The organism is Guptibacillus spartinae (genome assembly GCF_028610625.1).
Lineage (GTDB): Bacteria > Bacillota > Bacilli > Bacillales > Guptibacillaceae > Guptibacillus > Guptibacillus spartinae.
This window is the reverse complement of the sequence record NZ_JAQQWU010000029.1, coordinates 1-11241: the sequence shown is the minus strand read 5'-3', so window position 1 is coordinate 11241 and position 11241 is coordinate 1. Positions and strand designations below refer to the sequence as shown.

The following is an 11241-nucleotide window of genomic DNA, read 5'->3' as shown; positions in this document are numbered from 1 at the left end:
GACACCAATTACGTTAGAGGGACTTGGGGTGACTGGCAAGTCTTTTTTTTTATGCCCTTATTAAAATAAGTGCAGGACTCTGCATTTTTCTGTTGCAAAGGTCTGCACTTCTATTTTGCAATAAACAATTTGTTGGAATTATTCGAAAGTGAACCTATAAGTATCTTTGAAGAGGAGGTTGGTGAATACATTTATTCCAAAAAAGATGATATGAATATTAAATTAGTAATGACACTCTCTTATCATCCTAGAGAAATCGAAATAAGTATAGGTGTATCTGAAACAGAGTTAATAAATATCTGCTTTGATAAGGTTACTAGGTTAGAAAAGAAAGATAGTAATTTGTTGATTTATAATGAACAAAGAAAAGAACCCTATACTGTGCGGTTTAGACCGCGTTTTGCTTTCGAAGAAATAACATTTTAAATAATTATTTTTAATCTAAATAATATCATGTTCAGGGTTTGAAACTAAATGCTTGTTGGTATAAAGAGGATTCGTTCTTGGTTTCAGTTTAGTAATCAGCTAAATTGGAGCTAAAGTTGGATAACACAGGAATATCAACTCCGGTTCTCAATCTTTTCGTTTGGCTTTTTACAATCTCTAGTTGAAACACTTGAATGGAGTGATGAAATGACTAAAGAACAGTTCAAAGAGTTTCAAAATGGAATTCACATTGGAGAAGAGTACAATTTCCATTATGGAAATAATGAATATTGGATTAGCCATGATGAAGAGAAATTTTACCTAACAAAAGTAAAAGGCTCACTTACGCAAGAGTTTAGTACAGCGACACAACTGTTCGAAGAGGGTAAAGTTGATGGAAGATTTATCTCTGATATTTATAAAGATATTGAGTGGTGAATTTGATAGAAATAAGTTTTATCTCATACTCAATTATCTCGGAGCTTATCTGTAATAAGATAGGCTTTTTAATTTGTTTTAATAGTTTGGAGTATTGTATTAGTTTGATCAATATAAGAAATATTTTACATATTTAAATAGAGAATAGTACAAACTTTATAGGCTACTCTCCTTTTTACCAAATTGACAGCAAAAAGAGATTTTGCTACTATAGACTTACGAACGTTCGTAAGGAGTGAAAAAAGTGAAATCTAATGACTTAAAAGAAGTGGCTTTAAATCAATTTGCTTTACATGGGTATCAGGGAGCTTCGCTTTCTTCTATTGCAAATGAAGTGGGAATTAAAAAGCAATCGATCTACGCACATTTTAAGAGCAAGGAAGACCTTTTTATTAGCACGTATAACGATTCACTAGTAAACGAGTTGTACTTTATTAAACAATACATGCTGGAGAATAGTTCTTCATCTCTAAAAGAGGTTTTATATACCTTTTTGAACGAGTACTTGGGACGTTATGAAAAAAGTCATAATATGAATTTCTTTATGAGAACTTCTTTCTTTCCACCGGTACAATTTGAACAACAAATTAAGAAGGGTACTAATGAATTTGTTGATGAATTAGAGTCACTGTATTTTTCCTTATTTGAAGATAAGAAAGATGATTTAAAGCCTGGGATTAATCCTGAGTTTGCTGCGCTGTCATTTTTAACCATACTTGATGGTCTACTAGTTGAACTTTTATATGGATTTCCAGAACGCTTACAAAAACGTCTCACTAGTTCATGGGAAGTTTATTGGCAAGGCGTTACTAAATAAAAGGAGATAGTGATATGAATCGCGCTTGGACTTTGTTGGTATTAGGTTCAGTTCTTGAGATTATTTGGGTTATTGGATTAAAACATGCCGATGATTTCATGACATGGACTGGAACGCTTCTTGCAATTGTTGCATCATTTGGTCTGTTAATTAAAGCTACCTCAGAACTTCCTGTAGGAACAGCCTATGCTGTATTTACTGGATTAGGAACAACCGGTACAGTGTTAGTTGAAATGCTAGTATTCGGAGAACCGTTTAAACTTCTAAAAATTATCTTAATTCTTGTTCTTCTTACAGGTGTAATGGGTCTTAAATTTGTGACTGGAAAACCTAATCAAGAAGGGAGTGCAGCATAGTGGGTTGGATTTTTCTTGTTTTTGCAGGAATCTTTGAAGTTGTAGGTGTGGCAGGTTTAAACCTCATACTACGTAATAAAAACATCCGGTCATTTGCCGTTTTCCTTCTAGGTATAGGAAGTAGCTTTACTTTCTTAAGCTTAGCCATGCAATCTTTACCAATGGGAACGGCCTATGCCATATGGACCGGAATCGGCACAGTGGGATCAGGGCTTGTAGGAATACTATTTTACGAAGAATCGAAGAGCTTAGCTAGAATTATCTTTATGGCTATGGTATTAAGTGCTGCAGTCGGTCTAAAACTCATTAGTTAATAGTAGGAGAACATATTATGTCATTATGGTTTACAGAGAAACAAACATCTTCATTCGGTATCACAGGAAAAGTCAATCGCACACTAGAAATTGAACAAACAACTTTTCAAAAGCTAGATATGGTAGAAACGGAGCAGTTCGGAAATATGTTGTTATTAGAGGGTATGGTTATGACGTCTGAAAAAGATGAGTTTGTCTATCATGAAATGATTGCTCACGTACCATTATTTACACATCCTTCACCTAAAAATGTTTTAATCGTTGGCGGTGGTGACGGAGGAACAATTAGAGAAGTACTTAAGCATAATAAAGTAAAAAAAGTAGCACAAGTTGAAATTGATGGAAAAGTAGTGGAATATTCAAAGAAACATTTACCTCATATTTCGTCTGGATATAGTGATCCAAGAGCTAAATTGATCATTGGAGATGGATTTGAACATATTATCAAAAGTGAAGGTAAATATGATGTTATCCTGGTTGATTCTACTGAGCCTGTTGGTCCAGCTGCAGGTTTGTTTACAAAAGGTTTTTATGCAGGGATTGCAAAGGCTTTAAAAAAGGATGGTATTTTTGTAGCTCAAACGGATAATCCGTGGTTTAAAGCAGACCTCATTAAAAATGCTATACGTGATACGAAAGAAATCTTTCCAATTGCTCGTCTTTACACTTGCAACATTCCCACTTACCCGAGTGGCATGTGGACGTTTACTATGGGTTCAAAGGTTTACGATCCTTTAGAAGTACCATTGCATAACATTACGGTTATCGATGGACATTACTATACACCAGAAGTACATTATGCAAGTTTTGCATTACCTAAATTTGTAAAAAAACTTATGTGAATAAAAGATAAATTCCTAGAATTTTATCTAGAAAACGAGACGTTTTAGAGTAACTATTGTACGCACAGTCATTTGGGGCGTCCGATTCCTATTCGTCCTAGTACAGGATTAGGATTTACTCATAAACCTATTGATCGTCACCTAACTAACGATCGTTAGTTAGGTGCGGCTGATTTTTTAGGGTTAACTCGAAGGAGTAACTATCTGAAAAGCAACGGAGAAGTGATTGGAAAATTTGATTTTGGTAGAGGGAGTTGTGGAAGGTGACGAATATCGTTTTGATGACTGTGAATTTCTGTATGGCTATAATAGGAATTTCTCTCCTTTTATTATTATACAGAGCTTTAAAAGGGCCAACGGAAGCTGACAAAGCAGTTGCTTTAGATGCGATAGGCACATGTATAATAGCCTTTTGTGGCTTGTTAGCAATTAAATTATCATCTACAGCCCTTAATGATGTCATATTACTTGTAGGGATATTATCATTTATAGGTACTGTTGCCACGGCAAAGTTTTTAGAAAAGGGAAAAATTATTGAAAAATAAGGAAGTGGAGGACACGTGAGATCTTCTAATAAATCGGAGCTTATCTGTAATAAGAAAGGCTCCTTTTAATTTTAAATATAAAATTGAGTTATATTGATGGTTTTGAAATAATTGGTTTAAGCAAATCTGTCATGGAGATATCACCGTGTGGTTGGAAACACCCATAATACATAGTAACTCTCTTTAAATGATGAGCTAAACTAAAAGAGCTATTATTTAGACTGACCTTAGCTCGTAGTCTAGAAAATAAATGAACAAGCGAGGTTAATCAATGGAATTTAAACTGTTAGGAGATGAAACGAATATTGTTATTAAAGTAATTGGCAGACAGCATCCGGATGCCACAGATTACTGGGATGGAAATTGGATTTTCTCGATCATCAATATAGAAATACCGGGTTACTCGGTTGAATTTCCTGCAAGCTTAAGAACGGACGAAATATTTTCTTTTATGGAAGAACTAAAAAATTTAGATGAAACGTTGAAGGGAAAAGCATCTTTTAAAAACATGGAAGATTTCATTATGCTAGAAGCCGAAGTGGATCTTACAGGAAAAGTAATGTGGACAGGAGAAACCTGTTATCCTTTAGGAACTGGAGCCGTTCTAAAATTCGACTTTGAATCAGATCAATCGTATTTAAAATATATAATAAAAGAATTAAAAGCTATTTTAGAGGAGATTCCAGTAATCGGAAAACCCTAAGAGGTTAGATTTGATATTCCATATTATCGGAGCATATCTGTAATAAGATAGGCTCCTTTTATCTGAATTAAAGATTGAGTTATGTGGGGCTATTTGAAATAATTGGTATTAAGTGATGTTTTTTTAGGGGGATTGTTTTATGTTTGTAGTAAATGTAGAGGGTGCCATAGAGCGCAACGGTAAATGGCTTTTAATCTTGAGAAGTGAAAAGGAAGAACACGCTGGAGGCACCCTTTCGCTAGTTGGTGGAAAATGCGAACTTGAAGGCTTTTCATCTGATATTTTAGAAAGAACTTTGAAAAGAGAAATTTATGAAGAAGTAGGCTGCGAAGTTGCAGGACTTAAATACGTAAATAGTTCTTCTTTTGTTACTGATTCTGGGATCAATGTCATTGATATTGTTTTTCTATGTTACCATAAGTCAATTGAGCCTTATCCTAAAAGCAGTGATGAAGTAGATGATGTTATTTGGATGACTACTTCAGAGATTCTAGCTAATACAGAGTTGCCGGAATATTTAAAGGATAACATCAAGCTGTCAGATAAAATACTACAGGATAATTCCTACATTAAATTTTAGTAGTAGATATTCATTTATCTCGGAGCAATTCTAAAACAAAGAGGCGCTACAAAGAGCCTCTTTGTTTTATTCAATCAGGTTTCCCTCATCTAACTCACTAACTTGAAAAGCTTCAACCTTATTGTCGTATCTCGCTAAGAAAACAACTTTTCCGTCAATAACTCTCATGAACGTAAAGACGATATTATGACCTTTTTCTTGGCCATTTTCATCATACCAAGTACCTTGCTGTTCAAGAACTATATGGTGTCCTTTTGCAAAGCGTCTGATGGTATCAAGGCGAAGGTTGGCACGCTCTATCCAGTCAGTTAAGTGGTGGCTTCCACTAATAGAACCTTTTGGTCCCATAATCTCGATGTCTGAATGAGAAAAATCGAGTAAGCCGGGGATATCTTTTTTATTTGAGTTTTCGACCCAGTTTTCTGCGGTTTTTAATGTATTAAGAAGGGTAGCTTTATTTGAATTATGATGTATAAATGCTGTAGACCTTTCATTAAGCTCTTCATCACTTAGTCCAAATATATTCACTAATAGTCTTCTAGCTTCAAGTTTATTCGATTCGTCAAGAAACAAATAGGACTGTATTAAAAATTCCCTTAAACTAGAGTAATCAATTTCAGAAAACACTTCTCCAAATAATTTAGTTCTCAATTCGGTATAGTTCATCTCAATATTCTCCTTTAATATTATTGATCGCTGCCATAAAAAATGTAACAGACTGATTTACAAATTCTTTAGAACTCACGCCTCCTGAGGACACAAGGGTCTTGTAAATTAAAGGATCAAATATCTGCAATAGTTGAAGGGCTAAAAAATTTGAGGGAACTGTCGTTTGAAAGGTTTTGTTTCTAGTTCCTTCTTTTATTACACGTTCAAAAATCGTGATAATCTTTTCCTGGATTAGTTTAAGTTCTGAGTTATAGTCTTCACTGAATATCGCTCCCATATCTGGAAAACTTGATAAAACAAAATGGAAGAAGTCACTACTAAATCCATTCTCAATGAAGGAGACGATCTTTTTGCTTTCAGAAAGATTACTTGACTCTATTTTTTCCATAGTGGTTAAGAAGTTATCCATTTTCGGCTTTACAATGGAAAATGTTAACTGCTCTTTAGATTGGTAGTGAGAGTAAAGAGTCCCTTTCGCAATATCTAGTTCCTCTGATATATCACTCATTTTTACTCGATGGTAACCATGATCATTTATTAGTTTTTCAGCTGTTTCAAGAATTAGTTTATTTCTATTGTTGAACTTTTTAACCATTCTTTCAGACATAAAACCTCTCCTCTTATGACTTTTAAGTCAAAAATGACTCATAAGTCATTGTAGGTTAGTATTCATATTGTGTCAATATCTTTTTGATTATGGAGAAAAGGATTATTTTAGTGATGGCAAAGAAAAGTAGAACTCGGTGGTGTTTATCTCGAATTCAAGTCTTCAACTAAATCGGAGCGTTTACATAATATAAAGAGAAAACTAACTAGTGCAGGAAGTTATAAAGGATTGAATTAAGCAGACATCAAAACTATTAGATTATTTTGGTTGATAATTGAAAAAAACTTCCTGTACTCTTTTTATAGAGATGTAATTGAAAGGGGAATTCAACACAAATGTGGACATCCTTGTAATGATTAGATAATCAAATAGAATACTCACCTAGAAAGAAAATGGCCGAAGTATATCTATTTTTAAGTCATTAACAAGGGGCGCTTGGTGTGTTAATACCTACGAACACAAGTGGATACCTTTGTATCTGCTTTTTTGTGTTAAATAAATTTTACATCTCTACAAATCACATCATATGACCCCCTAATCCAGTTGTAAAATACGGAAGGGGAATAATAAATGTCAAACTACGAATCCGAAGAAAAACTTGCAGGAGGCAATGTCTCAAACGTTTATCGTTTGAGAGGTACTGTTCGTCGAGAACTGAAGCCAGTAAGTTCTAGAATCCATAAGCTATTATTGCATTTAGAAAAGAAAGGTTTCAGTTATGCACCTAGATTTTTAGGAGTTGATGAAAAAGGTAGAGAAATCTTATCGTATATTGAAGGAGAAGCTGGCAATTATCCTTTGAAAAATTATATGTGGTCGAATGATGGTTTAAAAGAAATAGCGATGATGCTTCGTCTTTACCATGATGCGGTGAGCGACTTTTCATATGGCGATAAGTGGGAATCAATCGATAACACTCCAAAACCATATGAGGTACTCTGCCATAATGATTTTACCATATACAACATTATTTTTAATGATAAAAGACCAGTTGGCATTATTGATTTTGATGTCGCTGCACCTGGCCCTAGAATATGGGACATTGCCTATACTCTTTATACTTGTGTTCCATTAAATAGGCTTTACCATACTGAATCCGGAGAGCCAGTTTATTATAATGCTTCATCGGATGCCCTCCGTATTAAACATAGAGTTAACTTATTTTTTGAATCTTACGGAATGGAGGTTCTAAAAGAAGGTTATTTAGAAGTGGTTTTGCAACGATTAGAGGGTTTATGTAACTACATGAAAAGAAAAGCCAGTGAAGGGGATATGGCTTTTCAAAAAATGATAGATGAGGGCCATTATGATCACTATCAAAAAGAAATTATATTTATACGCAAACATGGAAAAGAGTGGATATAAATAGAAGGTTATGGGGCAACACTGAGACTTTTTTTAGAGTGAATTGAGTTTTGTTTTTAGACTCTAATCTTCTTCAATTATATCGGAGCTTATCTATAGTAAGATAAGCTCCGATTTTTTGCGTCCAAAGACTTGAAGGAATAGATTTGAATCAGCATGAAAAGTATTTTTTGTAATCTGATGCAACTTTTATAAAAAATAAAACGTCTTTTATTGAGGAAGGGGGAGAAATTTTGGACGATACTTATGTTCTTGAAATAATGGAAGAAAACAATCATGTGATTGAAAAAACAGTTAGGTCTATTATAAGAAATTCTTCTATGGTAGATGACGCTGTGCAAGAGGTCAAAATAAAAGTATATCAGCATCTTGTAACTGAAAGAAGTTCTCCAAATAATGTCTCCTCCTGGATCTCTGTGGTTTCAAGGAATGCTGCCTACGACGAACTTCGAAAGTTACAACGAAACGAATCAAAACAAAGTAAACTTTTGCAATTTACAAAGTTAAGACAACGATCTGATCAATATGGAAAATCAGCAGAACATGATGTTTTATCTAGAGAAACTTTAAATGAGGTTAGGCATTTACTATCGGAATTCGATGAGGAAACTCAACATATCCTTGAATTGAGATATCGGGGAGCTTCTTACAAACAAATTGCAAAGGAGTGTCATTGCTCTGTACCAAATGTAAAATCGAAGCTATTTCGTGGAAAGAAAAAGTTGGTAGATCTTTGTGTAGCAAAGGGGGTTTTCAACAGTGAAATGTGAAGAATATCGCAATTTAATTATAGGGTCAACAATAGAGAAGCTTCCTAAAAGAAAAGCCGAGGCTCTTTCCACTCATTTACGTACATGTGAGATATGTAGAACATATGCCAAGAATGCCGGTTTAACAGAGAAAGGATTGCAGGAGGTTTATAGTGTCTATAAACCTCTACGTAAATCAAAGAAGTCAATTATGACTATTTCGGCTGCTGTAGCGATGTGTTTCATTGTTTTAACCGGAACACTATGGAATATCCCAGCTGTGAAAGCTTCTGTACAAAGTGCCTTAAATATAGTGGTTGCTGATAAATTTGAAAATATGATGGAGATTTCTGAAGTCGATGTGATTAAAGCAGTTGAGAAAAACCGTAATGGCGAGGAAATAACCACCTATATCAATGGACAAAAAGAGCGTACTGAAAATGAGAATGGAGACTACACGATTTCTGATGGAGACGCTATTGCTTCTTATGATCAGGAGAAAAACATTTTTTTGATTGAAAAGAACGCTAATCCTGGTATCGCTGTGGAAGAAGCCATTTTTTCTGAAATGGATCCTTCCAAAATCCAAAGTATAGGTAGGGAAGAGTTCTTTGGAAGAACAGTTGAAAAGTATTTGATTTCTGAAAGTGAAGAAAGCGATCAATATCTAGAGTTCTGGTTTGACCAAAAAACTGATTTGCTAGTTAGAGAAATAGAAATTAATGGGGAAGAGCGTCATGAAGAAAGTGAAATTATCGAACTGAACTTTTCAGAGGAAGTACCTGAGTCTAAATTTTCAATGGAACAACCTGATGGTGCGAAAGTTATTGATGAAAGATAGATAATAGTCTATCTTCTGTTAAATCGGAGCGTTAATCTAAAAAGGATTACGCTCCTTTTTGTTTAAGTTAATAACAGGGCAGTTATCTGTAAGACTCAGTTTCGAGATCATTACAGGAATTTGGAACCTTTTAATGGAGGAAAACGTACAAGGTATTAAAATGAACACCTTTTTTAGATACAGGCACTAAATCAGTAATGTTCTTTTATTACTGACGAAAAAGTTTTCTGGATGTCGCCATAGGTTATTTCTTATGATAAGCTACGGCTGTATAATTATCTAAAGTAATTTCTGTTTGTCGCTCTAATATAAAAGGGAATAAATGGTGTGTTTCGTACAGCATATTGGGTTCGAGGAGGTGTATTATGCAAAAGGCCATAACAGTTAATTATCAATCCGATAAAAAGAATAACTTAAATGAGTTAAATCAGCTTCTTCAAGAGGGATGGAAGGTTGTTTCTCAGAGTCCAGTTGGATTGGTACCACTGGTTTCTTCACTTGTTATACTAGAGAAAAATTAGGAGACATGTCTATAGAATTCGTTGAAGAAAAGAAGAAAAATAGTTAATATTACCGCCTTTTCAGAGGGCGGTTTTTATGTATAAAATGTTTATCCATGATAGAAGGGCGGACTTATAAATTAAACGCTTATGTAACTGGTGAAAATTATTATGGAGTTCATTTATGTAATAATGTTCGTCATTATGTAAAAACGAGTTTTTAGAGAACCTTTTAAGTTTTCAAGAATTTCGGAGCTATTTAAGAATAATGGTCTTTAACTATGTAGATGAAAGAATAGAACTAACTTAACCGCTTGTTTTAATGAGGACAAACCAATTTCAAAAAGAACGAAATTAAAATAGAAATTAACCCTACAAAATGGTGCACAAAATGTCGGATGAATAGAGTAAACTCCTGTTATTCTATTGATGAAAGGAGGTCACATTAATGGATTTGCTTAAGGACATGAATACTGCAATGAAGTATATTGAAGATAACCTTACTAACGAAATTGACTACAAAGTAGTGGCAAGTTTAGCTTATTGTTCCGAATATCATTTTAAGAGAATGTTTTCTTTTCTTGCAGGAATGACGTTATCAGAATATATACGCCGTAGACGACTTAGTTTGGCAGCATTTGAGCTTCAAAATAGTAATGTAAAAGTAATCGATGTTGCGATGAAATATGGATACCATTCACCGGACTCCTTCACGAGAGCTTTTCTCAATTTACATGGCGTCACACCAACAGAAGCAAGAAACAGAGGTCAGCATTTAAAAGCATATCCATTTATGACCTTCCAATTATCTATTAGGGGAGGAACTGAAATGGACTATCGAATTGAACAACAGGAAGCATTTAATATCGTTGGTATTATGAAACGTGTTTCAATTGTTTTTGAGGGAGAAAATACGGAAATAGCTGAGATGTGGCAATCCTTGACTATGGATAAAATAGAACGGTTAAAAAAACTTTCAAATGTTGAACCCAAAGGGATGATTCAAGCATCGCGTAACTTTTCAGAAGGGCGTATGGAAGAAAAAGGGCAACTTGATCAGTATATAGGAGTGGCAACAACCCACGAATGTCCCGAAGAGTTTACTGAACTTGAAGTACCTGCATTAACTTGGGCGATATTTGAATCAACCGGAACATTCCCTCATACATTACAAGAAACATGGGGAAAAATTTATTCAGAGTGGTTTCCTTCTTCCACTTATCAAGTAACAGAAGGGCCTGAAATCTTGTCAATTAAAAGTAAAGATTTAACTTCTCCCTCTGTAAAAAGTGAGATTTGGATTCCCGTTAAGAAAAATGATTAGTAAAAGAGTAATGAGCTGTTTTAGACAGCTCTTTTCTATGAAAATAAATAATTGGTTTAATTCTTTTAGAAACTGTTTACCCTGTAGCTAAACCATTGAAGAAAATAGGAAAGCAGGGCAATCGTTCAAATACGATTTCCCGTATGTTTCTTCTGTTTTCTGTCT

At 34.4% G+C, this 11241-nt stretch carries 15 protein-coding genes; 13 read left to right on the top strand and 2 right to left on the bottom strand.

The features are described 5' to 3' along the window. Positions 1–633 precede the first annotated feature (633 nt). The 8 genes from PQ511_RS23340 to PQ511_RS23305 all read left to right on the top strand — a co-directional run bounded on the left by PQ511_RS23340 (position 634) and on the right by PQ511_RS23305 (position 5021). Entirely contained in the window at positions 634–864 is a 231-nt protein-coding gene (locus tag PQ511_RS23340) for a hypothetical protein (protein ID WP_273854313.1), read from the top strand. A gap of 244 nt (positions 865–1108) precedes the next feature. After that, on the top strand, positions 1109–1681 hold the full coding sequence (locus PQ511_RS23335) for a TetR/AcrR family transcriptional regulator (RefSeq protein ID WP_273854312.1): 573 nt from the start codon (positions 1109–1111) through the stop codon (positions 1679–1681). A gap of 14 nt (positions 1682–1695) precedes the next feature. Further along, on the top strand, positions 1696–2037 hold the full coding sequence (locus PQ511_RS23330; protein ID WP_273854311.1) for a DMT family transporter: 342 nt from the start codon (positions 1696–1698) through the stop codon (positions 2035–2037). Beyond that, positions 2037–2351, top strand: a complete 315-nt coding sequence (locus PQ511_RS23325; RefSeq protein WP_273854310.1) for a DMT family transporter — start codon at positions 2037–2039, stop codon at positions 2349–2351. Before PQ511_RS23330 ends, PQ511_RS23325 begins: the two co-directional genes overlap by 1 nt. A 17-nt stretch (positions 2352–2368) precedes the next feature. Next, complete coding sequence (speE, locus tag PQ511_RS23320; protein ID WP_273854309.1) at positions 2369–3193, top strand: polyamine aminopropyltransferase; 825 nt, start codon at positions 2369–2371, stop codon at positions 3191–3193. Between the two features lie 263 nt (positions 3194–3456). After that, positions 3457–3738 (top strand): monovalent cation/H+ antiporter complex subunit F, encoded by a 282-nt coding sequence (locus PQ511_RS23315; RefSeq protein ID WP_273854308.1) that lies wholly within the window; start codon positions 3457–3459, stop codon positions 3736–3738. Between the two features lie 271 nt (positions 3739–4009). Beyond that, positions 4010–4441 (top strand): WapI family immunity protein, encoded by a 432-nt coding sequence (locus PQ511_RS23310; RefSeq protein ID WP_273854307.1) that lies wholly within the window; start codon positions 4010–4012, stop codon positions 4439–4441. A gap of 139 nt (positions 4442–4580) precedes the next feature. Next, complete coding sequence (locus PQ511_RS23305; RefSeq protein WP_273854306.1) at positions 4581–5021, top strand: NUDIX domain-containing protein; 441 nt, start codon at positions 4581–4583, stop codon at positions 5019–5021. A gap of 66 nt (positions 5022–5087) precedes the next feature. Here PQ511_RS23305 and PQ511_RS23300 read toward each other — a convergent pair whose 3' ends face one another. Both PQ511_RS23300 and PQ511_RS23295 read right to left on the bottom strand, forming a co-directional pair. Beyond that, positions 5088–5687, bottom strand: coding sequence for a nuclear transport factor 2 family protein (locus PQ511_RS23300; protein ID WP_273854305.1), 600 nt, complete (start codon positions 5685–5687; stop codon positions 5088–5090). A 1-nt stretch (position 5688) separates the two neighbouring features. Further along, complete coding sequence (locus PQ511_RS23295) at positions 5689–6297, bottom strand: TetR/AcrR family transcriptional regulator (RefSeq protein WP_273854304.1); 609 nt, start codon at positions 6295–6297, stop codon at positions 5689–5691. 570 nt (positions 6298–6867) lie between these two features. On the opposite strand from PQ511_RS23295, the gene PQ511_RS23290 reads away from it, so the two are divergent. From PQ511_RS23290 to PQ511_RS23270, 5 genes are all read left to right on the top strand, one after another. Next, entirely contained in the window at positions 6868–7662 is a 795-nt protein-coding gene (locus tag PQ511_RS23290) for a phosphotransferase (RefSeq protein ID WP_273854303.1), read from the top strand. 233 nt (positions 7663–7895) lie between these two features. Continuing rightward, on the top strand, positions 7896–8432 hold the full coding sequence (locus PQ511_RS23285) for an RNA polymerase sigma factor (RefSeq protein WP_273854302.1): 537 nt from the start codon (positions 7896–7898) through the stop codon (positions 8430–8432). Then, positions 8422–9252 carry a hypothetical protein gene (locus PQ511_RS23280; RefSeq protein WP_273854301.1) on the top strand — a complete coding sequence of 277 codons (831 nt, stop codon included), beginning with the start codon at positions 8422–8424 and terminating at the stop codon, positions 9250–9252. The genes PQ511_RS23285 and PQ511_RS23280 overlap by 11 nt, the downstream gene beginning before the upstream one ends. 365 nt (positions 9253–9617) lie before the next feature. After that, positions 9618–9773 (top strand): hypothetical protein, encoded by a 156-nt coding sequence (locus PQ511_RS23275; protein ID WP_273854300.1) that lies wholly within the window; start codon positions 9618–9620, stop codon positions 9771–9773. Between the two features lie 427 nt (positions 9774–10200). Next, complete coding sequence (locus PQ511_RS23270) at positions 10201–11076, top strand: AraC family transcriptional regulator (protein ID WP_273854299.1); 876 nt, start codon at positions 10201–10203, stop codon at positions 11074–11076. The last annotated feature ends 165 nt before the right edge of the window (positions 11077–11241 follow it).